Origin of the sequence: Pseudomonas kielensis, assembly GCF_030505375.1 — a bacterium.
In the GTDB taxonomy this organism is placed as follows: Bacteria; Pseudomonadota; Gammaproteobacteria; order Pseudomonadales; family Pseudomonadaceae; genus Aquipseudomonas; species Aquipseudomonas kielensis.
This window is the reverse complement of sequence record NZ_CP130043.1, coordinates 2,143,160-2,168,473: the sequence shown is the minus strand read 5'-3', so window position 1 is coordinate 2,168,473 and position 25,314 is coordinate 2,143,160. Positions and strand designations below refer to the sequence as shown.

Here is a 25,314-nt window from a genome sequence, read left to right as displayed (position 1 = left end):
GGTCTTACCCCAGCAACGAAATGTCGGCCACGCCCAGGAACAGGCCACGCAGGCGCGCCAGCAGCGCGTAGCGGTTAGCCCGCACGTTGGCGTCTTCGGCATTGACCATGACCGCTTCGAAGAACGCATCCACCGGCTCGCGCAGGGCTGCCAGGCGTGCCAGTGATTCACGGTACTGGCGAGCGGCGGCCATTGGCTGCACAGCCTGGTCCGCTTGCTGGATCGCCGAGTACAGGGAGAACTCGTTGGCGTTGTCGAAGTACTTGGCTTCGACCGTGGTCGGCACGCTGCCTTCGAGCTTGCTCAGCAGGTTCGACACGCGCTTGTTCACCGCGGCCAGGGCAGCGGCTTCAGGCAACTGACGGAAGGCTTGCACTGCCTGCACGCGTTGATCGAAGTCCAGCGCCGAACCCGGGTTCAGGGCGCGCACCGACAGGTAGGTAGCCACGTCCACGCCTTCGTCTTCGTAGCGCGCACGCAGGCGATCGAAGATGAACTCCAGCACCGAGTCAGCCAGGCCAGCGGACTTGACCTTGGCCCCGAAGGCCGCCACGGCAAAGGCCACGGCGTCGGTCAGGTCGAGGTCCAGCTTCTTGTCGATCAGGATGCGCAACACGCCCAGCGCTGCACGACGCAGGGCATAGGGGTCTTTGCTGCCGGTTGGCAGCATGCCGATACCGAAGATGCCGACCAGGGTGTCGAGCTTGTCGGCGATCGCCACGGCCGCACCGGTCAGGGTGCTCGGCAGCTCGGCGCCAGCACCGCGCGGCATGTACTGCTCGTTCAGGGCCAGGGCGACGTCTTCTGGCTCGCCATCGTTGAGGGCGTAGTAGTAACCGGCGACGCCTTGCATCTCCGGGAACTCACCGACCATTTCGGTCGCCAGGTCGCACTTGGACAGCAGGCCCGCGCGCGCAGCCCATTGGGCGTTACCGCCAATGTGCGGGGCGATGAAGGCGGCGAGCTTGGAAACGCGCTCGGCCTTGTCGTAGACGCTGCCCAGTTTTTCCTGGAACACCACGTTCTGCAGGCGCAGGTTGAAGTCTTCGAGCTTCTGCTTCTTGTCTTGCTTGAAGAAGAATTCGGCATCGGTCAGGCGTGGGCGAACCACTTTCTCGTTACCGTCGATGATCTGCTGCGGGTCTTTGCTCTCGATGTTGGCCACGGTAATGAAGCGTGGCAGCAACTTGCCGTCGGCATCCAGCAGGCAGAAGTACTTCTGGTTGTCCTGCATGGTGGTGATCAGGGCTTCTTGCGGCACCTCGAGGAAACGTTCTTCGAACGAGCACACCAGCGGCACTGGCCATTCGACCAGCGCGGTCACTTCGTCGAGCAGCGCTGGCGGAACGATTGCCGTGCCTTCCTGACGGGTGGCCAGCTCTTCGGTGCGCTTGCTGATGATCTCGCGACGCTCGTTGGCGTCAGCCAGCACGTAAGCGGCACGCAGGTCGGCCAGGTAGCTGGACGGCGAACCGATGCGCACGTTTTCCGGGTGGTGGAAGCGGTGACCACGGGAATCACGACCGGCCTTCTGGGCCAGAATGGTGCAGTCGATGACCTGGTCACCCAGCAGCATGACCAGCCATTGGGTCGGACGTACGAACTCTTCCTTGCGGGCGCCCCAGCGCATGCGCTTGGGGATCGGCAGGTCATTGAGGGAATCTTCGACGATGGTTGGCAGCAGGCTGGCGGTTGGCTTGCCCTTGATCACTTGGCTGAAACGCAGTTTCGGGCCGCTCTGGTCGATTTCGCTCAGCTCGACACCGCACTTCTTGGCAAAACCCAGGGCGGCCTGGGTCGGGTTGCCTTCGGCATCGAACGCCGCTTGGCGTGGCGGGCCGTCGAGGTTGATGCTGCGATCCGGTTGCTGGGTCGCCAGCGCGCTGATCAGCACGGCCAGGCGCCGTGGCGCGGCGAAGACCTGCTTGGCTTCATAGCTCAAGCCTGCAGCTTGCAGGCCCTTGTCGATACCGGCCAGGAAGGCCTCGGCCAGGGTGTTCAGGGCCTTGGGTGGCAGCTCTTCGGTGCCCAGTTCAACCAGGAAATCTTGCGCACTCATTGTGCAGCCTCCAGCTTGGCCAGTACTTCATCACGCAGGTCCGGGGTCGCCATTGGGAAGCCCAGCTTGGCGCGAGCCAGCAGGTAGGCTTGCGCAACGGAACGCGCCAGGGTGCGCACACGCAGGATGTATTGCTGACGCGCGGTCACCGAGATCGCCCGGCGCGCATCCAGCAGGTTGAAGGTGTGCGAGGCCTTCAACACCATTTCGTAGCTTGGCAGCGGCAGCGGCTGGTCGAGTTCGATCAGGCGCTTGGCTTCGCTTTCATAGAAGTCGAACAGTTCGAACAGCTTCTCGACGTTGGCGTGTTCGAAGTTGTAGGTCGACTGCTCCACTTCGTTCTGGTGGAACACGTCGCCGTAGGTCACCTTGCCCATCGGGCCGTCAGCCCAGACCAGGTCGTAGACCGAGTCTACGCCTTGCAGGTACATGGCCAGACGCTCCAGGCCGTAGGTGATTTCGCCAGTCACCGGGTAGCACTCGATGCCGCCCGCCTGCTGGAAGTAAGTGAATTGGGTCACTTCCATGCCATTGAGCCAGACTTCCCAGCCCAGACCCCAGGCGCCCAGGGTCGGCGATTCCCAGTTGTCTTCGACGAAACGGATGTCGTGTACCAGCGGATCCAGGCCCACGTGCTTGAGGGAGCCCAGGTACAGCTCCTGGAAGTTGTCCGGGTTCGGCTTCAGGACTACCTGGAATTGGTAGTAGTGCTGCAGACGGTTCGGGTTTTCGCCGTAGCGGCCGTCAGTCGGGCGACGACTGGGCTGCACATAAGCGGCGTTCCAGGTTTCCGGGCCGATGGCGCGCAGGAACGTGGCGGTATGGAAAGTGCCGGCGCCTACTTCCATATCGTAGGGCTGAAGTACCACACAACCTTGCTCGGCCCAGTATTGCTGGAGGGCGAGGATCAAGTCTTGGAAGGTACGCACGGCTGGCGTAGGCTGGCTCACGAAATTCACCTGTTTCTTGGGCTGCGATTTAAAGAGCGGGAGTATACCCGATTCGTTCGTGCGCACGCCCCCTGGAGCCTTATGCCACGCTGCTTTTGGTGTTCCGAAGATCCGCTGTACATGGCCTATCACGATCAGGAGTGGGGCGTACCGCTACGCGATGCGCAGCGCTTGTTCGAGTTGCTTTTGCTCGAAGGGTTCCAGGCCGGACTGTCATGGATCACTGTGCTGAAGAAGCGCGAGCGCTACCGTGAGGTGCTGTACGGCTTTGATGTGCAGCGCGTGGCCCAGATGAGCGACGCCGAAATCGATGACCTGATGCTCGATCCCGGGATCATCCGCAACCGCCTGAAACTCAATGCCGCACGGCGCAACGCCCAGGCCTGGCTGGCGCTGGAAGACCCGGTGGGTTTTCTCTGGTCGTTTGTTGGCGGTGTGCCGACCATCAACCATTTCCAGGATCGCAGCCAGGTGCCGGCCGTGACCCCGGTCGCCGTGGAAATGAGTCGCGGGCTGAAAAAAGCCGGTTTCACGTTCGTCGGACCGACCATTTGTTACGCCCTGATGCAGGCCTCTGGCATGGTCATGGACCACACCCGCGATTGTGATCGTTACGCCGAGTTGGCGGTGCGCGGTTAGAATAGCCGGCTCGCAACAGGATTCAGACAACAGGAGTGACCTGTGGATAAGTTGAAAGGCGCCTTGCTGGTAGGCGCTCTAAGGTTGTTTGCCCTGCTCCCGTGGCGGGCAGTGCAAGCGGTGGGCGCGGCCATTGGCTGGGTCATGTGGAAAACGCCCAACCGTTCCCGCGACGTGGTGCGCATCAACCTGGCCAAGTGTTTCCCCGACATGGACCCCGCCGAACGTGAGCGCCTGGTGGGCCAGAGCCTCAAGGACATCGGCAAGTCCCTGACCGAAAGCGCCTGCGCGTGGATCTGGCCGGCCCAGCGGTCGATCGATCTGGTGCGTGAAGTCGAAGGCCTGGAAGTGCTCAAGGACGCCCTGGCGTCAGGCAAGGGCGTCGTCGGCATCACCAGCCACCTGGGCAACTGGGAAGTGCTCAACCACTTCTATTGCAGCCAGTGCAAACCGATCATTTTCTACCGTCCGCCCAAGCTCAAGGCGGTGGACGAACTGTTGCGCAAGCAGCGCGTGCAACTGGGTAACCGCGTGGCGGCGTCCACCAAGGAAGGCATTCTCAGCGTCATCAAGGAAGTGCGCAAAGGCGGCGCGGTGGGGATTCCGGCTGACCCGGAGCCAGCCGAATCGGCCGGTATTTTCGTGCCCTTTTTCGCCACCAAGGCCCTGACCAGCAAGTTTGTGCCGAACATGCTCGCTGGCGGCAAGGCGGTCGGGGTATTCCTGCACGCCCTGCGCCTGCCGGACGGCTCGGGCTACAAGGTGATTCTGGAAGCCGCCCCCGAGGCGATGTACAGCACCGACACCGAGACCTCCTGCGCGGCCATGAGCCAGGTGGTCGAACGGTATGTGCGGGCGTATCCGAGTCAGTACATGTGGAGCATGAAGCGCTTCAAGAAGCGTCCGCCGGGTGAAGAGCGCTGGTACTGATTGGCGATCACCCCTGTAGGAGCACTGCTTGCTCCTACAGCGCAGGTTGTTGGCGATCGAGCTTTTTCAGGAACACCGTCATTTCCTTTTCGGCCTGCTTGTCGCCATGGGCGCGGGCAGCTTCCAGGCCCTGCTCCCAGGCCTGGCGCGCCGCCGGGTAGTCCGCCAGCGCCAGGTGGGCCTTGCCCAATAGCTTCCAGGCCGCAGAATATTTCGGATCGAACGCCACGCAGCGCGTGAAGTGCTCGGCGGCCTTGGCGTTTTCCCCCAGATCCAGATACCCCTTGCCCAGCCCGAAGCGCAGCAATGAGTTATCCACACCCTTGGCGAGCATTTTTTCCAGGGACTCGAGCATGGGTCATTTCCTTGTTGGGTGGGTCAGAAGTAGGCGTTTCGCCAGGCAGCCGCACATCCTGGTTCAGAAGAAGCTCAGGCCGACGTGGAACAGCTTTTCCACATCGCGAATATGCTTTTTATCCACAAGGAACAGAATCACATGGTCCCCCGCTTCGATCACAGTGTCGTCGTGGGCGATCAACACTTCTTCGTCGCGGATGATCGCGCCAATGGTGGTCCCCGGCGGCAATGCGATGTTCTCGATGGCCTTGCCGATGACCTTGCTCGACTTCTCATCACCGTGGGCAATGGCTTCGATGGCTTCTGCCGCACCCCGGCGCAGTGAGTGCACGCTGACGATGTCGCCCCGGCGTACGTGGGCCAGCAAGGTGCCGATGGTCGCCAGTTGCGGGCTGATGGCGATGTCGATGTCACCGCCCTGGATCAGGTCGACGTAGGCGGGGTTGTTGATGATGGTCATCACCTTCTTTGCACCCAGGCGTTTGGCCAGCAGCGAAGACATGATGTTGGCTTCATCGTCGTTGGTCAGCGCAAGGAAGATATCGGCGTCGGCGATGTTCTCCTCCAGCAGCAAGTCGCGATCCGATGCACTGCCCTGCAGCACCACGGTGCTGTCGAGGGTGTCCGACAGGTAGCGGCAGCGGGCCGGGTTCATCTCGATGATCTTGACCTGGTAGCGACTTTCGATGGCCTCGGCCAGGCGCTCGCCAATCTGCCCGCCACCGGCGATAACGATGCGCTTGTAGCTTTCATCGAGGCGGCGCATTTCGCTCATGACCGCGCGAATGTTGGCCCGGGCGGCAATGAAAAACACTTCATCGTCGGCTTCGATCACCGTGTTGCCTTGCGGCAGGATCGGTCGGTCACGACGGAAAATCGCGGCCACCCGGGTATCGACGTTCGGCATGTGCTCGCGCAATTGGCGCAGTTGCTGGCCTACCAGCGGTCCGCCGTAGTAGGCCTTGACCGCGACCAACTGGGCCTTGCCCTCGGCAAAGTCGATCACCTGCAGGGCACCGGGGTGCTGGATCAGGCGCTTGATGTAGTTGGTGACCACTTGTTCCGGGCTGATCAGCACATCGACCGGAATCGCGTCGTTGTCGAACAACTCGGCGCGGGTCAGGTAGGACGCCTCGCGCACCCGGGCGATCTTGGTCGGGGTATGGAACAGGGTATGGGCGACCTGGCAGGCGACCATGTTGGTTTCGTCGCTGTTGGTCACGGCCACCAGCATGTCGGCGTCGTCGGCGCCCGCTTGGCGCAACACCGTGGGCAAAGAGCCGCGACCTTGCACGGTGCGGATGTCGAGGCGATCGCCGAGATCGCGCAGGCGTTCGCCGTCAGTGTCGACCACGGTGATGTCGTTCGCTTCGCTGGCCAGATGTTCTGCCAGTGATCCACCCACCTGCCCTGCTCCGAGGATGATGATCTTCATCCATTTACTCCCTTAAAACCGGTTAACCGCGCGTGGCGGCAATCTTGATCAGCTTGGCGTAATAGAACCCGTCATGACCACCCTCTTGCGCCAGCAACTGGCGACCATGGGGTTGCTTGATGCCGGCCTGGCTGGCGATGTCCAGTTCGCGAGCGCCGGGGGTGCGCGCGAGGAAGGCTTCGATCACTTCGGTGTTCTCGGTCGGCAGTGTCGAGCAGGTGGCGTACAGCAGAATGCCGCCTACCTCGAGGGTGGGCCACATCGCGTCGAGCAACTCACCTTGCAGCACGGCCAGTGCGGCGATGTCATCGGGTTGGCGGGTCAGCTTGATGTCCGGGTGGCGGCGGATCACGCCCGTGGCCGAACAGGGAGCGTCCAGCAGAATCCGCTGGAACGGCTTGCCATCCCACCAGGCCTGCGTGTCGCGGCCATCGGCGGCGATCAGTTCGGCGCTCAGGCCCAGGCGCTCGAGGTTTTCCTTGACCCGTACCAGGCGCTTGGCTTCGAGATCCACCGCAACCACGGCGGCCAGCCCAGGCTCGACTTCGAGGATATGGCAGGTCTTGCCGCCGGGTGCACAGCAGGCGTCGAGCACCCGCTGGCCCGGCGCCAGGTCCAGCAGCTCGGCGGCCAGTTGCGCCGCTTCGTCCTGTACGCTGATCCAACCTTCGCTGAAGCCCGGCAGGCTGCGCACATCACCCGGGGTCTCGAGGACGATACCGTCCTGGCTGAAGGTGCAAGGCTGGGCGGCGACCCCGGCCTGGCTGAGCAACTGCAGGTAGGCATCGCGGTCGTGATGGCGGCGATTGACCCGCAGAATCATCGGTGGGTGCGCGTTGTTCGCGGCGCAAATGGCTTCCCACTGCAGGGGCCAGAAGGCCTTGAGGGATTTTTGCAGCCAGCGTGGGTGGGCGGTGCGTACCACCGGATCGTGTTCGAGCTCGGCCAGCAGCGCTTCGCTTTCCCGTTGCGCGCGGCGCAGTACGGCGTTGATCAGGGCCTTGGCCCAGGGCTTTTTCAGCTTGTCGGCGCAGCCCACGGTTTCACCGATGGCGGCGTGTGCCGGAACCCGGGTGTAGAGCAGTTGGTACAGGCCGACCAGCAGCAGCGCCTCGACATCGGTATCCGCCGCCTTGAAGGGCTTTTGCAGCAGTTTGGCCGCCAGCGCCGACAAGCGTGGCTGCCAGCGTGCGGTACCGAAGGCCAGGTCCTGGGTGAAGCCGCGATCGCGGTCTTCGACTTTGTCCAGTTGAGTCGGCAGGGAACTGTTGAGGGACGCTTTGCCACTGAGGACAGCGGCCAGTGCCTTGGCGGCGGCCAGACGCGGGTTCATTGCGCGTCCACCGATTGGCCGAGGACGGTGCCCAGGGCAAATTTCTCGCGGCGGCTATTGAACAGGTCGCTGAAGTTCAGGGCCTTGCCACCGGGCAATTGCAGGCGGGTCAAGCACAGCCCTTGTTCACCGCAGGCGACGATCAGGCCGTCCTTGCTGGCGCCGAGCACCTCGCCTGGGGCGCCTTGGCCATCGACCAGGTTGGCGGCCAGGACTTTCAGCGCTTCGCCATTGAGGGTGCTGTGGCAGATCGGCCATGGGTTGAAGGCGCGTACCAGGCGTTCCAGTTCGACCGCCGGGCGGCTCCAGTCGATGCGCGCCTCGTCCTTGTTCAATTTGTGCGCATAGGTGGCGAGGCTGTCGTCCTGCACTTCGCCTTGCAGGGTGCCGGCGGCCAATCCGGCAATCGCCTGGAGCACGGCGGGCGGGCCCATTTCGGCCAGTCGGTCATGCAGGGTGCCGCCGGTGTCCTGGCCGCTGATCTCGGTGCTCACCTTCAGTAGCATCGGCCCGGTGTCCAGTCCCGCCTCCATGCGCATCACGGTGACGCCGCTCTGTGCATCGCCGGCTTCGACGGCGCGCTGGATCGGCGCCGCACCGCGCCAGCGCGGCAACAGGGAGGCATGGCTGTTGATGCAACCCAGGCGCGGGATATCCAGCACCACCTGCGGCAGGATCAAGCCATAGGCGACCACCACCATCAGGTCCGGCTGCAGGGCGGCCAGTTCGGCCTGGGCGTCGGCATTGCGCAGGGTGGGTGGCTGGAACACCGGGATGTGGTGTTCCAGGGCCAACTGCTTGACCGGGCTTGGCATCAGCTTTTGCCCACGACCTGCCGGACGGTCCGGTTGGGTGTAGACCGCCACGACCTCGTAAGGGCTGTCGAGCAGGGCCTTGAGGTGTTCGGCGGCAAATTCGGGGGTGCCGGCAAAGACGATGCGCATTGAGGAGGCTCTCGGTTTCAGAAGCAGTCACAAAAGAAAAAGGCTTGCCGCAGCAAGCCTTTGGAAGAAAGGAATCAAGCGTTCTGGCGATGGAGCTTTTCCAGCTTCTTCTTGATCCGGTCGCGTTTGAGCGTGGACAGGTAGTCGACAAACAATTTGCCGTTGAGGTGATCGCACTCATGTTGAATGCACACCGCCAGCAGGCCTTCGGCGATCATTTCGTACGGCTTGCCGTCGCGATCCAGGGCCTTGATCTTGACCTTCTGCGGGCGATCGACGTTTTCGTAGAAGCCGGGTACCGAAAGGCAGCCTTCCTGGTACTGGTCCATCTCGTCGGTCAGGGTCTCGAACTCGGGGTTGATGAACACCCGCGGTTCACTGCGGTCTTCGGACAAGTCCATGACCACGATGCGCTTGTGCACATTGACCTGGGTCGCCGCGAGGCCGATGCCTGGCGCTTCATACATTGTTTCAAACATGTCATCGACCAACTGCCGCACTTCGTCGTCCACTACGGTCACCGGTTTGGCGATCGTGCGCAGGCGCGGGTCGGGGAATTCGAGGATGTTCAAAATGGCCATAAGCGTAATTGCTGCACGTGTGAAGTAAGGTCAGGGCCGATCGCCTGGCAGTCCGCAGAGGCTGGCGATGGCTGTAAAACGAAGCCCCCTCGCGGGAGCGAGCCATGTCGGCTCTGGCGTTTTACGCGAACCCACATAATAAAGGGATTCACCGCGTGAGGGAAATCACAAACCTTTGCCCATCGCCCGCCACAGCCTGCACGCAGGGTAAAAATTCCTGCTCCTCAGCGCCTCTTGGCGAGAAAACACTCAACAAGTTACCAACAGACTTATCCACAGCTTGTTCCTGACCCGTCAGGCTCAATTACGATCAAGGATGATCTTATGCCGTCGTCTGTATCCCTGCCGGTTTCGCCGGCGGAACTGGAAGCCCGTCTGCGTTTGCACTGCCTGCCGGAACTGGGGCCACGGCGTTACCAGAAGTTGCTGCAAGCCTTCGGTTCGGCCTCCAAAGCCATCAGCGCCCCGGCCAGTGCCTGGCGTGCCCTGGGTTTGCCCGCCGCCTGCGCAGAGGCAAGGCGCAGCCCGTCGATTCGCGATGGCGCTCACCAGGCATTGGCCTGGCTGGAGCGTGAAGGCCAGCATTTACTGATGATTGACCAGCCCGGGTACCCCGCGTTGCTGGCTGAGATCAGTGACCCACCGCCTTTGCTGTTTGTCGCCGGAGATCCGGCGATCCTGGAAAAACCGCAGTTGGCGATGGTCGGCAGCCGTCGCGCCTCCAGGCCGGGGATGGACACCGCGGCGGCATTCTCCCGCAGCCTGGCGGGTGCTGGTTTTGTGATCACCAGTGGCTTGGCGCTGGGTATCGATGCCGCTGCGCATCAGGCCGCGCTCGACGTCGGAGGGCAGACGGTGGGAGTGCTGGGCACCGGCCTGGAAAAATTTTATCCACAGCGCAACCGAGCCCTTGCCACGGCGATGATTGCCCAGGGCAGCGCGGTGGTTTCCGAATTTGCCCTGGATGCCGGGCCGCACCCCAGCCACTTTCCCCGACGCAACCGGATCATCAGTGGATTGTCCCTGGGCGTGCTGGTGGTCGAGGCCAGTGTCGCCAGCGGTTCATTGATCACCGCCCGGCTGGCGGCAGAACAGGGGCGCGAGGTCTATGCGATTCCCGGCTCCATCCACCACCCCGCTGCCCGCGGCTGTCACCAGTTGATTCGCGACGGGGCAACGTTGGTGGAGACCATTGAGCATATTCTCGAAGGATTGCGTGGCTGGCAGTACTTGCCGGCCGCCCCGGTCACAGCTGCGGCCGAACTCGATCACCCGTTGTTGCGCCTGCTGTTTGCCGCGCCCCACACCACCGAAGCCCTGGCCGAGTCCAGCGGCTGGGCCTTGCCCAAAGTGCTGGTGGCGCTGACCGAGCTGGAAATGCAGGGTCGCGCGGTGGCGGAAGGCGGACGCTGGTTTGCCCGCCTAAGCTAGGTTCATGCACTGGGATTTGTAAGGAAGATGGGTAAACTGCGCACAGCCTTATTTTGGAGAGTCGGTCATGGTCAACAGTTGGCGTGTGCAACAAGCCGCACGAGGAATTCGCGCAGGGGCGGTGCTTGCCTATCCAACCGAAGCCGTCTGGGGCCTGGGGTGCGACCCCTGGGATGAAGAAGCGGTGTATCGCCTGTTGGCGATCAAGGGACGTTCGGTGGAAAAGGGCCTGATCCTGGTGGCTGACAATATCCGCCAGTTCGACTTCCTGTTCGATGACTTCCCGCAGTTGTGGCTCGATCGCATGGCCAGCACCTGGCCTGGGCCGAACACCTGGCTGGTGCCCCACCAGAACATGTTGCCGCAATGGATCACCGGGGTTCACGAAACCGTGGCGTTGCGCGTCAGCGATCACCCGCAGGTGCGGGATCTGTGTGCATTGGTCGGGCCACTGGTGTCGACATCCGCCAACCCTCAGGGACGGCCGGCCGCGCGCACGCGGATTCGCGTCGAGCAGTACTTCCGTGGGCAAGTCGACCTGGTACTGGGCGGTCAGCTCGGTGGGCGCAAGAACCCCAGCGTGATTCGCGACCTGGCGACCGGCCACGTGGTGCGTCCGGACTGAGATCGCGCTGCTGCCATTCGCTGGCAAGCCGCACGCGGGCGCCAGCGAAGACGTTCTGTCTGACGCAATAACTATCAGGGCAACAGAATGGTCGATCCGGTGGTACGCCGGGCCGACAACTCGGTCTGTGCCTTCGCTGCTTCAGCCAGTGAGTAACGCTGGCTGATATCAACCCGCAACTGGCCGCTGATGATCATCCCGAACAGCTCATCGGCCATGCGCTGCAGGTTTTGCGCGTTGTTGGCGTAGGTCGCCAGGGTCGGTCGGGTGACGTACAGCGAACCCTTGGCCGAGAGAATCCCCAGGTTCACCCCGTCCACCGCCCCCGACGCATTGCCGAAACTCACCACCAGCCCACGGGGCGCAGTGCAGTCGAGGGAGGTCAGCCAGGTGTCTTTGCCGACGCCGTCGTAGACCACCGGGCATTTCTTGCCATCAGTCAGTTCCAGGACCCGTTCAACGACATTCTCATGGCTGTAGTCGATAGTCGCCCAGGCGCCGTTGGCCTTGGCCAGTGCTGCTTTTTCCGGCGAACTGACGGTACCGATCAGCTTCACGCCCAGGGCCTTGGCCCACTGGCAGGCCAGCGAACCAACGCCGCCGGCCGCGGCGTGGAACAGAATGGTTTCGCCCCCCTTGAGTTCATAGGTCTGACGCAACAGGTATTGCACCGTCAGGCCCTTGAGCATCACGCCTGCGGCCTGTTCGAAGCTGATAGCGTCGGGCAGGTGCACCAGGTTGGCTTCCGGCAATACGTGCACATCGCTGTAGGCCCCCAGTGGCCCGCTGCCATAGGCCACGCGGTCGCCGACCTTGAATCGGGTGACCTGGCTACCGACGGCCTGGACCACGCCAGCCCCCTCCGCGCCCAGGCCCGATGGCAAGGCAGGAGGCGCATAGAGGCCGCTGCGAAAATAGGTGTCGATGAAATTCAGGCCGATGGCCTTGTTGCTCACACTGACCTGCTGCGGGCCCGGCTCGGCCGGCTGATAGTCCACATACTCAAGCACTTCAGGGCCGCCATGGGCACGGAACTGGATACGTTTGGCCATCTGCACTCTCCTTGGGTGGTTTTGCGTAGGGGCCTATCGGACTCCTAAGCTTGATCTTCGTCAACTGTGGCAGGCCGGGGTGCAGTGTTATGCTACGCGCCCATTTGCGTCGGCCGCCGTTCTGATCGAGCGCCGCGTAGCTTTGCCCGATTCAAGGTGATGCCATGACTACCCGCACCGAAGCCGTTAAAGCCTACCTGCTCGACCTGCAAGACCGCATATGTGCCGCGCTGGAAACAGAAGACGGCGGCACGCGCTTTGTCGAAGACGCCTGGACCCGGCCTGCCGGCGGTGGCGGACGGACTCGGGTAATTGAAAATGGCGCGGTGATCGAAAAAGGCGGCGTCAACTTTTCCCACGTCTTTGGCAGCGGCCTGCCGCCGTCGGCCAGCGCGCACCGGCCCGAGTTGGCCGGACGCGGCTTCGAAGCCCTCGGTGTGTCGCTGGTGATCCACCCGCACAACCCTCATGTGCCGACGTCCCACGCCAATGTGCGGTTTTTCATCGCTGAAAAACCCGGTGAAGAGCCGGTGTGGTGGTTCGGTGGCGGCTTCGACCTGACCCCCTACTACGGCAATGAAGAAGACTGCGTGCATTGGCACCGTGTCGCCGCCCAGGCCTGCGCGCCATTCGGGCCGGATGTCTACAGCCGTTACAAGGCATGGTGCGACAGCTACTTCCACATCAAGCATCGCAACGAGCCCCGCGGTATTGGCGGCCTGTTCTTCGATGACCTGAACGAGTGGGATTTCGATACCTGCTTCGCGTTCATCCGCGCCATCGGCGATGCCTACATCAAGGCATACCTGCCGATCGTGCAGCGCCGCAAGGCCCAGGCCTACACCGAGCAACAGCGTGAATTCCAGGAGTTCCGCCGTGGTCGCTACGTCGAATTCAACCTGGTCTACGACCGTGGCACGCTGTTCGGCCTGCAGTCGGGCGGGCGTACCGAGTCGATCCTCATGTCGCTGCCACCGCAAGTGCGCTGGGCCTACGACTGGAAGGCCGAGCCGGGTAGCGAAGAGGCGCGTCTGACGGAGTACTTCCTGCAAGACCGCGACTGGCTGGCGGGCTCGGCCTGACCGGTCGGCGCCGGCTGGCCGGCGAACAACGCTAACGTGGTTGAGCAAAGCAGCGCCTACAGGGCGCGCTCCAAGAGGGTGTGAGATGGATCAGTACGTCGTTTTCGGTAACCCGATTGGCCACAGCAAGTCGCCGTTGATCCATCGTCTGTTTGCCCAGCAGACGGCTCAGCAGTTGGACTACAACACCCTGCTGGCGCCGCTCGATGATTTTTCCGGCTGCGCCACGGCATTTTTCGCTGAGGGGCGTGGGGCTAATGTCACGGTGCCCTTCAAGGAACAGGCCTATCGTCTGGCCAGCCAACTGACGGCCCGTGCGCAACGGGCCGGGGCGGTCAACACCCTGAGCAAGTTGGCCGACGGCAGCCTGTTGGGTGACAACACCGACGGCGCCGGGCTCGTTCGAGATCTCACGGTCAATGCCGGATTCAGCCTTCACGGCAAGCGCATCCTGCTGCTCGGCGCCGGTGGCGCGGTGCGCGGTGCGCTGGAGCCGTTGTTGGCCGAGCAACCGGCCTCCGTGATCATCGCCAACCGCACGGTGGAAAAAGCCGAGCAGTTGGCGGAGCTGTTCGCCGATCTGGGCCCGGTGTCGGCCAGCGGCTTCGATTGGCTGCGCGAGCCAGTGGACCTGATCATCAACGCGACGTCGGCCAGCCTGTCAGGCGATGTACCGCCGATTGCCAGCAGCCTGATCGAACCCGGCAAGACCCTGTGCTACGACATGATGTACGGCAAGGAACCGACATCCTTCTGCCGCTGGGCCAGCGCCCATGGTGCCGCCCTGGCACTGGATGGCCTGGGCATGCTTGCCGAACAAGCCGCCGAAGCCTTCTTCCTGTGGCGCGGGGTGCGCCCGGACACCGCCCCGGTGCTGGCTGAACTGCGCCGGCAATTGGCGCTGTAGTTCAATCCTCGAAGCGGATCGGGCATTTTTCCGCGCCTTCGAGCTTGCGCAACTCTTCGACCACATGCCCCCGGGCCCGACGCAAGGTCAGGCTGCGGTCCTGCCTGAGCAGGCGGCGGGCTTCCTGGTGGAGCATTTCCACCCCGGAATAGTCGATGAAGTTGATGTATTGCGCCTCGATCACCACTGCCCGGCCCTGGGTGCGCTGCAGGCGCACTTGCAGGTAATGGCTGGCGCCGAAAAAGATCGAGCCGCCGACCCGCAGAATCTCTTCATCGCCCTCGCGCCATTGCTGCACGCGGGGCTGAGAGGTGCGTTTGAGGTAGAAGAACAGCGAGGCCAGCACACCGGCATAGATTGCCGTTTGCAGCTCCAGCAGCAGCGTGGCGACGCAGGTCAGCGCCATCACCGCAAACTCGGCCCGACTGACCCGAAACAACGCCCGAATACCGCGGTGGTCCACCAGGCCCCAGCAAATCAACAGAATGCTACCGGCCATGGCGGGGATCGGGATGTGCGCGATCAGGCTCGCCCCGGCCAGCGCAAACACGGCCACCCACAGCGCCGAGAACACGCCCGCCAGCGGTGAGCAGGCACCGGCTTCATAGCTCAAGCCGGAGCGGGTGAAGGAACCGGCCGACAGCGAGCCGGAGAAAAAACTGCCGACGATGTTGGAAAAGCCCTGGGCGCGGACTTCCTGGTTGGCGTCGAGCAACTGTTGCGAGCGTGCCGACAGTGAACGGGCGATCGACAGACTGGTGACCAGCCCCAACATGCCGACCGCCACGGCACTGGGCAGCAGGCGCAGGATCAGGTCCAGATCCAGGGGCAAGGGGCTGAACGGCGGCAGTCTTCCGACAAACGCGCTGACCTGCTGCACATGGCCGAACAACGAAGGCCACAGCCAGACCAGCAGGCTGCTCAGGACCAGGGTGATCAGCAGGCTCGGCCAGCGCGGCAGGCACAGCTTCAGCGCGACCCCCAGCGCCAGTGTACCGAGGCCCAGCAGCAGCGAAGGTTTGTCCAGCTCATGGAGATGGCTGACCAGCGACATCAGGCTGTCGAGTGCCGTGGCCTGGCTCGGCAGGTCCAGCCCCAGCAGGTTCGGCAGTTGCCCGAGGGCGATGACCACCGCGGCACCCAGGGTGAAGCCCAGCACCACCGAGTGCGAGACGAAGTTCACCAGGGCGCCGAACCGCAGCAGACCGAGTAGCCATTGGAATACGCCGGCGAGGAAGGTCAGCAACAGGATCAAGGTGACGTAGTCCTGGGAACCGGGCACCGCCAACGGGCTGACGCTGGCGTACAGGACGATGGAGATGGCCGCCGTAGGACCGCAGATCAGATGCCAGGAGGAACCCCAGAGGCAGGCGATCAGCACCGGGATGATGGCGGCGTACAAACCATATTCCGGCGGCAGGCCGGCAATCAGCGCGTAGGCAATCGATTGTGGTAGCGCCAGAATCGCCCCGCTCAGCCCGACGACAAGATCGCGGCCGACGCTGGCGCGGGTCTGCTGCGGCAGCCAGCGGAGAAAGGGAAAGAGCGAATGGCGGCTGGGGAGTGCCATGAATCCTCGCGAATGGGGTTTTGCCAAAGAGTATCAGGGCAAAGGTGATTGTTCCCACGGGTGTGCAGGAACAATCCCAGGGGCCAAGTGTTACAGCTTGGCCTTGACCGCCGGCAATGCCTCTTTGCCGTCTGCCGTTTTCACTCCGGCCAGCCACGTGTCCAGCACCGCTGGGTTGGCCTTGAGCCACGCCTTGGCGGCCTCGGTATTGCTGACCTTGTTGTTCACCACCTCGGCCATGATGCTGTTTTCCATGTCCTGGGTGAAGCTCAGGTTGCTCAGCAGTTTGCCGACGTTCGGGCAGGCCTGGGCATAACCCTTGCGGGTCAGGGTGTGGACACTGCCGGTGTCGCCGAAGTATTTCTCGCCACCCTTGAGGTAGCGCATTTTCAGCTGCACGTTCATCGGGTGCGGGGTCCAGCCGAGGAAGGTCACGAACTTGTGCTTCTTCACGGCGCGCGAGACTTCCGCGAGCATCGCCTGCTCGCTGGACTCCACCAGCTTCCATTGACCCAGGTCGAAGTCGTTTTTCTTGATGATGTCCTGCAGCGAGAGGTTGGCCGGTGCACCGGAGCCGATGCCGTAGATTTTCTTGTCGAACTGCTCGGCATACTTGTTCAGGTCGGCGAAGTCATGCACGCCCGCCTCCCAGACGTAGTCCGGCACTGCCAGGGTGAACTCGGTACCGTCGAGGTTCTTCGCCAGTTGAGTGACTTCGCCGGTGGCTACGAACTTGTCGTAGAAACCCTGCTGTGCCGGCATCCAGTTACCGAGGAAGACATCGACCTGACCGTCCTTCAGGCCACCAAAGATGATCGGCACTGCCAGGGTATCGATCCGGGCCTTGTACCCCATGCCATCGAGCAGCACGCCGGTGATGGCATTGGTTGCGGCGATGTCGCTCCAGCCGGGGTCGGCCATCTTCACGGTGTCGCATCCCTGTTCGGCCCAGGCCGAAGCACTGCCAAACACCAGCAACCCGGCGGTCACGACTGTGGATAACCTTTGCATGCGCTTCCCCTTACATTATTGGTTTTGGCAGGGTTGTGGATAACGAGCCTTGCGCTCCAGATCATCGAGGTCGATGTGGTTGCGCATGTACTGCTGGCTGGCGTCGACCAGGGGCTGGTGGTCCCAGCTCTTCAGGTGGCCGAGGCTCAGGGCGTCAGCGACGAATCGCCGGCGGCGCTGGCTGGCCAGGACCTGTTGGTGAATCGCCGGGATATCCCACTTGGCGCGAGCTTCGGTGAGAAAGGCGGCGAAAACCGCTTGATGCGATGGCGAGTGACTGAGCTCTTCCTGTTCGCGCGGGTCGTTGCGCACATCGAACAACAGGCAGGGGTCGTCTTCACTGTAAATAAATTTGTAGGGCCCCCGGCGGATCATCATCAACGGGCTGATGGTGCCTTCGGCCATGTATTCGCCAAACACTTCATCGTGGCCGCCCTGCCCCTGCAGGTGGGGCACCAGCGAGCGGCCGTCCAGTGGCAGGCCGGGCTGCAGCTCCCCGCCGGCCAGGGCGACGAAGGTCGGGAGCAGGTCAGCGGTGGAAACGGCGGCACTGACCCGCCCGGCCGCGAATTGCCCTGGCGCGTAGACCAGCAGTGGCACCCGGGCGGCCATTTCGAACCAGTGCATTTTGTACCAGAGGCCGCGCTCGCCGAGCATGTCGCCGTGGTCGCCGGAAAATACAATGATGGTGTCGTCGATCAGCCCCGTGTCTTCGAGGGTCTGCAGGAGTTTGCCGACGTTGGCATCGATGTAGCTGCACGCGCCGAAGTAGGCGCGGCGTGCATCACGGATCTTGTCCACAGGCAGTGGCTTGTCCCACAGGTCGTAGACCTTGAGCAGGCGCTGGGAGTGTGGGTCGAGTTCGGCCTGCGCCGGGGTCTGCGGCAGCGGGATGTCCTGCTCGTCATACAGATCCCAGAATGCCTTGGGAATGGTGTACGGGTCGTGTGGGTGGGTCATCGAGACGGTCAGGCAAAACGGTTGGTCACCGTCTTCGCGGATGTGATCGAACAGGTACTGCTGGGCCTTGAAGACCACCTCTTCATCGAAGTCCAGTTGGTTGGTGCGCACGCAAGGTCCGGCTTGCAGGACTGAGGACATGTTGTGATACCAGCTTGGACGTACGTCCGGTTCATCCCAGTTCACCGCCCAACCGTAGTCGGCCGGGTAGATGTCGCTGGTCAGGCGTTCCTCATAGCCGTGCAATTGGTCCGGGCCACAGAAGTGCATCTTGCCGGACAGCGCGGTGCGATAACCGAGGCGGCGCAGGTAGTGGGCGTAGGTCGGCACATCGGCGGGGAAGTCCGCGGCGTTGTCGTAGGCACCGATCCTGCTGGGTAACTGGCCACTGACCAGGGTGAAACGTGAGGGGGCGCATAACGGGCTGTTGCAGTACGCCGCGTCGAACACCACGCCCTGGGCCGCCAGTCGGCTCAGGTTGGGCAGCTTGATCGGTGAAGCGCCATAGAACGGCAACAGAGGCGCGGCCATTTGATCGGCCATGATGAAAAGAATGTTCTTGCGCTTCATGTGATAGCGGCATTCCATAGTGGGCAGTTATGCGAAAGTGCTGTGATCGAGAATGTAGCCCGTGCTCTTCGCGGTAAAGCCCATGTCCGGCAATGACTAGGATAAGCCCACCTTATGTATGACGCCCTTGGTGAACTCTCCCTGGACCTGTTGCGCACCTTTGAAGCGGCGGCGCGCCATGGCAGTTTTACCGCCGCCGCCGTGGAACTGGGCACCACCCAACCTGCTGTCAGCCAACAGCTCAAGCGGTTGGAGGAGCAACTGGCAACCCGCTTGTTCGACCGCATCTACCGGGGCATCGAGCTGACGGAAGCCGGATCGATCCTGTTCGAACAGGTGCAGAGCGGCCTGCAGAGCATCGAGGCCGGGTTGAGTGCGATCAGTGCCCAGGACCAGCATGAGGTGTTGCAGGTGGCCACCGATTTCGCCTTCGCAGCCTACTGGCTGATGCCGCGTCTGCATCGCTTTCACGAGGCCAACCCGCAGGTGGATGTCAGCCTGGTGACCAGCGAACGTAATCACAACATGTTGCGCAGCGACATCGACGTGGCCGTGCTGTTCGGCGAAGGGCGCTTCAAGCAGGGTGAAAGTCACTGGTTGTTCAGTGAGGAGGTGTTCCCGGTGTGCAGCCCGCTGCTGCTCAAGGAGCGACTCGCCCCCTTGCCCGCCCACACGTTGCTGGAGTTGCCGCTGTTGCATCTGCGGGGCGAGAACAGCAGCCACTGGTTCGACTGGAGCGGTGTGTTCCGTCGCCTGGGGATCGCCACCCCACCGACGCCGGGGCAACTGCGGTTTGATAATTACACCCTGTTGATTCAGGCAGCGATTGGCGGCCAGGGCGTGGCCATCGGTTGGCGGCACCTGGTCGATGACTTGCTGGCGCAGGGGCTATTGGTGCGGCCGATTGCCGAGACGGCGATCTCCGGCTTCGGTTATTACGTGGTACTGCCCCAGCGCAAACGCCGCAGTGCGCTGATCCAGCAGTTCGTCGACTGGCTGATGAGCGAACAGGCCAGCAGTGCCGAATCGTTGGCGGGATTAGCCCTGCCGTCCATTGCGGTGTAGCGTTGCTACTGGGACCTGAATGATGCAAGACGAGAGCACTATGCAACGGATCAAGGGCTACCACGCCCATGTTTACTTCGACGCGAGCACCCTTGCCCAGGCGCGGGCGCTGTGTGAAGAGGCTGCCCGGCTGTTTCCCCTGCAAATGGGGCGAGTCCACGAACGCCCGGTGGGGCCGCATCCGGACTGGAGCTGCCAACTGGCCTTTGGCCCGGAACTGATCGCCGTGGTGCTGCCGTGGCTGGCGCTGCATCGCAACGGCCTGGTGGTGTTCCTGCATCCCGAGACCGGGGATGAGTTGGCCGATCACACCGACCACGCGATCTGGATGGGGGCGATCCGGCCGCTGGACCTGTCGATTTTTTGAGGGGGCGGCAACAAAAAAAGGGCCCGGAACATGGTTCCGGGCCCTTGGCTGTCGCGGGGTCAAGACTTAGCCAACGCGAGCGTTGCGCACACCTTCAGACAGTGCGGCACACAGGCTCAGCACGCCATCAATGGCCTGGTCCGGTGTGGTGGCATTGGCGATATGGTCGATCAATGCCGAACCCACCACCACCCCATCTGCCAGGCGGGCAATCGCTGCCGCTTGCTCTGGCGTACGGATGCCGAAGCCGATGCTGATGGGCAGATCGGTGTGGCGACGCAAACGGGTCACCGCCTCTTCGACGTGCTCCAGGGTGGCAGCACCCGCACCGGTAACACCGGCCACCGAGACGTAGTAGACGAAACCGGAGCTGCCATTGAGCACGGTCGGCAGGCGCACGTCGTCGGTGGTCGGGGTGGTCAGGCGGATAAAGTCCAGGCCGGCGGCTTGGGCCGGATCGCACAGCTCGCCGTTATGTTCAGGTGGCAGGTCGACCACGATCAGGCCATCCACCCCCGCTTCCTTGGCGTCCGCGATGAAGCGTGGAACACCGTAATAGTGGATAGGATTGAAGTACCCCATCAGCACCAGTGGCGTGTCGCTGTTGCCCGCCCGGAACTCACGAACCATTTGCAGGGTTTTTGCCAGGTTCTGTTTGGCGCCCAGGGCGCGGATGTTGGCAAGCTGGATCGCCGGGCCATCGGCCATCGGGTCGGTGAAAGGCATGCCCAGCTCAATCACATCGGCGCCGGCGGCAGGTAGCCCCTTGAGGATCGCCAGGGAGGTGTCGTAGCTCGGGTCACCCGCAGTGACAAAGGTCACCAGGGCCGCACGGTTCTGCTCTTTGAGTTCGGCGAAGCGGGTTTGCAGGCGGCTCATCAGTGTTTCTCCTGCTGAGAGTGTTCCATGTGGAACATTACGGTTTGCATGTCCTTATCACCACGACCGGACAGGTTGACCACCATCAGGTGATCCTTCGGCAAGGTCGGTGCGCGCTTGAACACTTCGGCCAGGGCGTGGGCGCTTTCCAGTGCCGGAATGATCCCTTCCAGGCGGCAGCACTTGTGGAACGCGTCGAGGGCTTCATCGTCGGTCACCGAGGTGTACTGGGCGCGTCCGATGTCATGCAACCAGGCGTGTTCAGGGCCAATGCCTGGATAGTCGAGGCCGGCAGAAATCGAATGGGCATCAATGATCTGGCCGTCGTCGTCCTGCAGCAGGAAGGTGCGATTGCCGTGCAACACACCCGGTACCCCGCCGTTCAGGCTGGCGGCGTGCTTGCCGGTTTCGATGCCATGACCGGCCGCTTCAACCCCGATGATCTCGACGCTGGTATCGTCGAGGAACGGATGGAACAGGCCCATGGCGTTGGAGCCACCGCCGATGCATGCCACCAGGCTGTCAGGCAGACGACCTTCCTGGGCCTGCAGACTGGTCACGGGTTTCCTTGCCGATCACGGCCTGGAAGTCGCGGACCATCGCCGGATAAGGGTGCGGGCCGGCCACGGTGCCGATCAGGTAGAAGGTGTTGTCGACGTTGGTCACCCAGTCACGCAGGGCTTCGTTCATCGCGTCTTTCAGGGTGCCGGTGCCGGCCACTACCGGGATCACTTCGGCGCCCAGCAGCTTCATGCGAAACACGTTGGCCTGTTGGCGCTCGATGTCGGTGGTGCCCATGTAGATCACGCACTCCAGACCAAAACGCGCGGCTACGGTGGCCGTGGCCACGCCGTGCATGCCGGCGCCGGTTTCGGCGATGATGCGTTTTTTGCCCATGCGCCGAGCCAGCAGGATCTGGCCGATGCAGTTGTTGATCTTGTGCGCGCCAGTGTGGTTCAGCTCTTCACGCTTGAGGTAGATCTTGGCGCCGCCACAGAACTCGGTCAGGCGTTCGGCGAAGTACAGCGGGCTTGGGCGTCCGACGTAATCGCGCTGGAAGTAGGCCAATTCTTCTTTGAAAGCCGGGTCTTCCTTGGCCGCTTCGTATTCGCGGGCCAGGTCGAGGATCAACGGCATCAGGGTTTCGGCGACGTAGCGGCCGCCGAACGCGCCAAACAGGCCGTTGGCGTCAGGGCCGTTGCGCAGATGAGTCTGGGTCATGGGGCGCTCCAGTTGAGTGCGTGAAGTGACAATGGCGTTCACTCTACCCCTGACGTCGACGGCTGAAAACCGATAAGATCGCCACAACCTGTCAGGAAAACTCACAGATACCATGAGCCGCGACCTGCCCCCCCTCAACGCCCTGCGCGCTTTCGAAGCCGCTGCCCGCCTGCACAGTGTCAGTCAGGCGGCTGAGCAATTGCACGTCACCCACGGTGCAGTCAGCCGTCAGTTGAAAGTGCTCGAGGAGCACTTGGGGGTGAGTCTGTTCGTCAAGGATGGACGCGGCCTGAAACTCACAGATGCCGGGGTACGGCTGCGCGATGCCAGCACTGAGGCATTCGAGCGCCTGCGCACGGTCTGCGGTGAGCTCACTCAGGGGCAAGCCGAGGCGCCTTTTGTCCTGGGCTGCTCCGGTAGTCTGCTGGCGCGCTGGTTTATTCCGCGCTTGGGGCGGCTGAATGCCGATCTGCCGGATTTGCGTTTGCACCTTTCGGCCGGTGAAGGGGATCTGGACCCGCGACGTCCGGGCCTGGATGCCTTGCTGGTGTTCGCCGAGCCGCCATGGCCTGCGGATATGCAGGTGTATGAACTGACCAGCGAGCGAATCGGCCCGGTACTCAGCCCCCGCTTTGCCGGGTATGAGTTGCTGCGTGAGGCGCCGGCCAGTGCCTTGCTCGAATTACCCCTGTTGCACACCACCTCGCGACCGCAAGCCTGGCCCAGTTGGGCGCAGCACAATCAGCTCGACCCAGGGGCCTTGAAGTTCGGCCAGGGTTTCGAGCATTTGTATTATTTGCTGGAGGCAGCCGTGGCTGGGCTGGGTGTGGCGATTGCCCCGCAGCCATTGGTGGCCGAGGACTTGAAGGCGGGTCGCCTGGTTGCGCCTTGGGGTTTTTCACAAACTCCGGCGCAACTGGCGTTGTGGTTGCCCAAGCGCGCCGCGGACGGGCGCGCTCGGCAGCTGGCGCAGTGGCTTAAAAACGAGCTGCGCCAGGCTGATTAATCACCGCGTTTGCACAGCAGGTAAGCCGCCAGCAAGCCCAGGGCCCCGACGGCAACACCGGCGGTGGTCCAGGGGTGTTCCTGAGCGTAATCGCGGGTCGCGATCCCGGTCTCACGGGTTTTCACTTTGACTTCCGCATAGGCATCGCTGAGCAGGCTGCGCGAGTGTTTCAGCGCGCTCTCGGCATTGCTTTTCAGCGACTTCAGGGTTTTCAGCGACTCGTCCGAGGCATCACTTTTCAGGCTTTCCAACGACTTGAGCAGACTCTCGATTTCGGCTTCCATGCTTTGCAATGAGGCTTTACGTAAAGAGGTGTTGGCCATGGTGGCTCTCCTGGATTGATTGAGTAGCGTGTGTTGGTTCCGACTCCGGTGATTGGCGAAAGTGCAGAAAATATGAACCTTAGCAGCAGAAAAGCCCACAGAAGAAATACGAAAAATCACTGCTAGGCTGTATGAACACTCCAGGAGATCGCCATGACTGACCACCACACGTACAAGAAAGTCGAACTGGTTGGCTCCTCGCCCACCAGTATCGAGGACGCCATCAATAATGCCTTGGCTGAGGCCAGCAAAAGCATCAAACATCTGGAATGGTTTGAGGTCACGGAAACCCGAGGCCACATCAAGGACGGCAAGGCCGCGCACTTTCAGGTGACGCTCAAGGTCGGGTTCCGGATTGCAAATAGCTGAAGATGGGCTAGATTTCTGAACTTGTGAGCTGGCCGATTGCCACAGGGACTGGCAAAGCGCTACTTATCTTCGAGCGCTGATGCCTTGGGCTGAACGCTAATCCTTTTGATCCGACCAGGGAATGTGACCGATGAAGAAGTTGATTCTGGCTATTGGTTTGCTGAGCATCGCAGGAACAACCCTTGCGGCCGGCAAGCCTTGTGAAGAACTGAAAGCGGAAATTGCAGCGAAACTCGATGCCAAGGGCGTATCAGGTTATTCGTTGGAAATCGTCGACAAGGGCACTGCGGCTGGCGGGAAAGTCGTAGGCACCTGTGAAGGTGGTTCCAAGGAAATCGTCTACAAGAAGTAGCTTGAATTCGCTGCAAATGAAAAAGCCGACGCTCTGGCGTCGGCTTTTTTATGGGCGCGGGGTGCGCGATCAGCCTTTCATCACCTGCGCCAGCAGCTCATAGGAGTGCAGGCGATCGGCGTGCTCGTACAGATCGCAGGTGAAGATCAGTTCATCGGCCTGGGTCTGTTCGATCAGGACCTCCAGTTTGCCGCGAATTTTTGCCGGACTGCCCACCATGGCCAACCCGAGGAAATCCCCGACGGCTTGTTTCTCATGGGGCAACCACAGGCCGTCCATGCTCTTGACGGGCGGGCGCTGAACCAGGCTTTGCCCACGCATCAGCGCGAGGATGCGCTGGTAGACCGACGTCGCCAGGTAATCGGCCTGCTCATCGGTGTCGGCAGCGACCAGGGGCACGCCGAGCATCACATAAGGCTTGTCGAGGACCGCGGATGGCTTGAAGTGATTGCGATAGACGCGAATCGCCTCGTGCATGTAGCGCGGTGCGAAATGCGAGGCAAAGGCGTAGGGCAAGCCGCGTTCGCCCGCCAGTTGTGCGCTGAACAGGCTGGAGCCCAGGAGCCATACCGGGACGTTGGTGCCGGTGCCGGGCATGGCGATGATGCGTTGGTCCGGTGTGCGGGGGCCGAGGTAGCGCACCAGTTCGGCGACGTCTTCGGGAAAATCATCGGCGCTGCCGGACCGCTCACGGCGCAGGGCGCGAGCGGTCAGTTGATCGGAACCCGGGGCACGGCCCAGGCCAAGGTCGATCCGACCCGGATAAAGGCTTTCCAGGGTGCCGAACTGTTCGGCGATCACCAGAGGCGCGTGGTTGGGCAGCATCACCCCGCCGGAGCCGACACGAATGCTCGACGTTCCGCCCGCCAGGTAACCCAGCAATACTGAGGTGGCGGAGCTGGCGATGCCGTCCATGTTGTGGTGTTCGGCGACCCAGAAACGGTTGTAACCCCATTTTTCAACGTGCTGGGCCAGGTCCAGCGAGTTGCGCAACGATTGGGCGGGGCTGCCGTTCTCTCGCACGGGCACCAGGTCCAGGGTCGAGAACTTGATATCGGACAGTTGTTTCATGAGCCTGCGTCTCCAAGGGGTGTGCAGGCTTTTCTCACTAACGAAAACCTGCCGAATGTATGAGCCTGTTCTATGCAATGTGGGCATATACCCGAGTTTCAATAGCTGGCCTGAAAATGCCTACCAGATAAGCGGTCTTATCCGACGGGGTGAACTTTGTCCGGGCATCTATCCTCAGAACCCTTAGCAACCGAAAACCATCAAGGCGCGACTCTTCGCGCCGGA

The 25,314-nt window shown here is 62.3% G+C and carries 25 protein-coding genes and 1 pseudogene; 11 read left to right on the top strand and 15 right to left on the bottom strand.

Annotation, left to right across the window (positions count from 1 at the left end):
• Positions 1-4: 4 nt before the first annotated feature.
• Together glyS and glyQ are read right to left on the bottom strand one after the other, a co-directional pair.
• The gene (glyS, locus tag Q1W70_RS10005; protein ID WP_166588899.1) at positions 5-2,059 is read right to left on the bottom strand and encodes a glycine--tRNA ligase subunit beta; all 2,055 of its coding nucleotides are present in this window, start codon (positions 2,057-2,059) and stop codon (positions 5-7) included.
• A complete protein-coding gene (gene glyQ, locus Q1W70_RS10000) occupies positions 2,056-3,009 on the bottom strand; it encodes a glycine--tRNA ligase subunit alpha (protein ID WP_008155694.1) in 954 nt (317 codons plus the stop codon). The genes glyS and glyQ overlap by 4 nt, the downstream gene beginning before the upstream one ends.
• A gap of 81 nt (positions 3,010-3,090) precedes the next feature.
• Here glyQ and Q1W70_RS09995 point away from each other — a divergent pair, with 81 nt between their 5' ends.
• Entirely contained in the window at positions 3,091-3,648 is a 558-nt protein-coding gene (locus Q1W70_RS09995; protein WP_095165085.1) for a DNA-3-methyladenine glycosylase I, read from the top strand.
• A 42-nt stretch (positions 3,649-3,690) separates the two neighbouring features.
• The gene (locus Q1W70_RS09990) at positions 3,691-4,578 is read left to right on the top strand and encodes a lysophospholipid acyltransferase (protein ID WP_166588900.1); all 888 of its coding nucleotides are present in this window, start codon (positions 3,691-3,693) and stop codon (positions 4,576-4,578) included.
• A 34-nt stretch (positions 4,579-4,612) separates the two neighbouring features.
• On the opposite strand, the gene Q1W70_RS09985 is transcribed toward Q1W70_RS09990, so the two are convergent.
• From Q1W70_RS09985 to def, 5 genes are all read right to left on the bottom strand, one after another.
• Entirely contained in the window at positions 4,613-4,933 is a 321-nt protein-coding gene (locus Q1W70_RS09985) for a tetratricopeptide repeat protein (RefSeq protein WP_166588901.1), read from the bottom strand.
• Positions 4,934-4,996: 63 nt separating this feature from the next.
• Positions 4,997-6,370, bottom strand: a complete 1,374-nt coding sequence (gene trkA, locus Q1W70_RS09980; protein ID WP_166588902.1) for a Trk system potassium transporter TrkA — start codon at positions 6,368-6,370, stop codon at positions 4,997-4,999.
• Between the two features lie 22 nt (positions 6,371-6,392).
• On the bottom strand, positions 6,393-7,703 hold the full coding sequence (gene rsmB / locus Q1W70_RS09975) for a 16S rRNA (cytosine(967)-C(5))-methyltransferase RsmB (protein WP_265537011.1): 1,311 nt from the start codon (positions 7,701-7,703) through the stop codon (positions 6,393-6,395).
• Positions 7,700-8,647, bottom strand: coding sequence for a methionyl-tRNA formyltransferase (gene fmt / locus Q1W70_RS09970; RefSeq protein WP_302098798.1), 948 nt, complete (start codon positions 8,645-8,647; stop codon positions 7,700-7,702). Before fmt ends, rsmB begins: the two co-directional genes overlap by 4 nt.
• Before the next feature lie 74 nt (positions 8,648-8,721).
• Complete coding sequence (gene def / locus Q1W70_RS09965; protein ID WP_166588905.1) at positions 8,722-9,228, bottom strand: peptide deformylase; 507 nt, start codon at positions 9,226-9,228, stop codon at positions 8,722-8,724.
• 324 nt (positions 9,229-9,552) lie between these two features.
• On the opposite strand from def, the gene dprA reads away from it, so the two are divergent.
• Both dprA and tsaC read left to right on the top strand, forming a co-directional pair.
• A complete protein-coding gene (dprA, locus tag Q1W70_RS09960; protein ID WP_166588906.1) occupies positions 9,553-10,659 on the top strand; it encodes a DNA-processing protein DprA in 1,107 nt (368 codons plus the stop codon).
• A 67-nt stretch (positions 10,660-10,726) separates the two neighbouring features.
• Positions 10,727-11,284 carry an L-threonylcarbamoyladenylate synthase type 1 TsaC gene (gene tsaC / locus Q1W70_RS09955; protein ID WP_166588907.1) on the top strand — a complete coding sequence of 186 codons (558 nt, stop codon included), beginning with the start codon at positions 10,727-10,729 and terminating at the stop codon, positions 11,282-11,284.
• 74 nt (positions 11,285-11,358) lie between these two features.
• On the opposite strand, the gene Q1W70_RS09950 is transcribed toward tsaC, so the two are convergent.
• Positions 11,359-12,336, bottom strand: coding sequence for an NADPH:quinone reductase (locus Q1W70_RS09950; protein ID WP_166588908.1), 978 nt, complete (start codon positions 12,334-12,336; stop codon positions 11,359-11,361).
• A gap of 164 nt (positions 12,337-12,500) precedes the next feature.
• On the opposite strand from Q1W70_RS09950, the gene hemF reads away from it, so the two are divergent.
• Together hemF and aroE are read left to right on the top strand one after the other, a co-directional pair.
• Entirely contained in the window at positions 12,501-13,418 is a 918-nt protein-coding gene (gene hemF, locus Q1W70_RS09945; protein ID WP_182342938.1) for an oxygen-dependent coproporphyrinogen oxidase, read from the top strand.
• An 85-nt stretch (positions 13,419-13,503) separates the two neighbouring features.
• Positions 13,504-14,325: a shikimate dehydrogenase gene (aroE, locus tag Q1W70_RS09940; RefSeq protein WP_166588909.1), complete on the top strand. Its 822-nt coding sequence runs from the start codon at positions 13,504-13,506 to the stop codon at positions 14,323-14,325.
• 1 nt (position 14,326) lies between these two features.
• Here the strand turns inward: aroE and Q1W70_RS09935 are convergent, their stop codons facing one another.
• The 3 genes from Q1W70_RS09935 to betC form a co-directional block, all read right to left on the bottom strand.
• Positions 14,327-15,895 (bottom strand): SulP family inorganic anion transporter, encoded by a 1,569-nt coding sequence (locus Q1W70_RS09935; protein ID WP_166588910.1) that lies wholly within the window; start codon positions 15,893-15,895, stop codon positions 14,327-14,329.
• A gap of 90 nt (positions 15,896-15,985) precedes the next feature.
• Positions 15,986-16,906 carry a choline ABC transporter substrate-binding protein gene (choX, locus tag Q1W70_RS09930; RefSeq protein ID WP_166588911.1) on the bottom strand — a complete coding sequence of 307 codons (921 nt, stop codon included), beginning with the start codon at positions 16,904-16,906 and terminating at the stop codon, positions 15,986-15,988.
• Positions 16,907-16,921: 15 nt separating this feature from the next.
• Complete coding sequence (gene betC, locus Q1W70_RS09925) at positions 16,922-18,436, bottom strand: choline-sulfatase (protein ID WP_166588912.1); 1,515 nt, start codon at positions 18,434-18,436, stop codon at positions 16,922-16,924.
• A 114-nt stretch (positions 18,437-18,550) separates the two neighbouring features.
• Between betC and Q1W70_RS09920 the strand changes: the two genes are divergently transcribed.
• Both Q1W70_RS09920 and Q1W70_RS09915 read left to right on the top strand, forming a co-directional pair.
• Complete coding sequence (locus Q1W70_RS09920; protein ID WP_166588913.1) at positions 18,551-19,501, top strand: choline sulfate utilization transcriptional regulator; 951 nt, start codon at positions 18,551-18,553, stop codon at positions 19,499-19,501.
• A 40-nt stretch (positions 19,502-19,541) separates the two neighbouring features.
• Positions 19,542-19,868: a DOPA 4,5-dioxygenase family protein gene (locus Q1W70_RS09915; RefSeq protein WP_166588914.1), complete on the top strand. Its 327-nt coding sequence runs from the start codon at positions 19,542-19,544 to the stop codon at positions 19,866-19,868.
• A gap of 66 nt (positions 19,869-19,934) precedes the next feature.
• Here Q1W70_RS09915 and trpA read toward each other — a convergent pair whose 3' ends face one another.
• Together trpA and trpB are read right to left on the bottom strand one after the other, a co-directional pair.
• Positions 19,935-20,747, bottom strand: coding sequence for a tryptophan synthase subunit alpha (gene trpA, locus Q1W70_RS09910; protein ID WP_166588915.1), 813 nt, complete (start codon positions 20,745-20,747; stop codon positions 19,935-19,937).
• Positions 20,747-21,968, bottom strand: a pseudogene (gene trpB, locus Q1W70_RS09905) (tryptophan synthase subunit beta). The gene trpA and the pseudogene trpB overlap by 1 nt, the downstream one beginning before the upstream one ends.
• 112 nt (positions 21,969-22,080) lie before the next feature.
• On the opposite strand from trpB, the gene Q1W70_RS09900 reads away from it, so the two are divergent.
• On the top strand, positions 22,081-22,974 hold the full coding sequence (locus tag Q1W70_RS09900; RefSeq protein ID WP_166588917.1) for a LysR family transcriptional regulator: 894 nt from the start codon (positions 22,081-22,083) through the stop codon (positions 22,972-22,974).
• Here the strand turns inward: Q1W70_RS09900 and Q1W70_RS09895 are convergent.
• Positions 22,971-23,297, bottom strand: coding sequence for an ElaB/YgaM/YqjD family protein (locus tag Q1W70_RS09895; RefSeq protein ID WP_166588918.1), 327 nt, complete (start codon positions 23,295-23,297; stop codon positions 22,971-22,973). The two genes, Q1W70_RS09900 and Q1W70_RS09895, sit on opposite strands and share 4 nt — an antisense overlap.
• Before the next feature lie 153 nt (positions 23,298-23,450).
• On the opposite strand from Q1W70_RS09895, the gene Q1W70_RS09890 reads away from it, so the two are divergent.
• Positions 23,451-23,666, top strand: a complete 216-nt coding sequence (locus Q1W70_RS09890; RefSeq protein WP_029290270.1) for a dodecin — start codon at positions 23,451-23,453, stop codon at positions 23,664-23,666.
• 130 nt (positions 23,667-23,796) lie between these two features.
• Entirely contained in the window at positions 23,797-24,018 is a 222-nt protein-coding gene (locus Q1W70_RS09885) for a DUF1161 domain-containing protein (RefSeq protein ID WP_166588919.1), read from the top strand.
• 69 nt (positions 24,019-24,087) lie between these two features.
• Here the strand turns inward: Q1W70_RS09885 and Q1W70_RS09880 are convergent, their stop codons facing one another.
• Positions 24,088-25,089 (bottom strand): LLM class flavin-dependent oxidoreductase, encoded by a 1,002-nt coding sequence (locus Q1W70_RS09880; RefSeq protein ID WP_166588920.1) that lies wholly within the window; start codon positions 25,087-25,089, stop codon positions 24,088-24,090.
• Positions 25,090-25,314 lie beyond the last annotated feature (225 nt).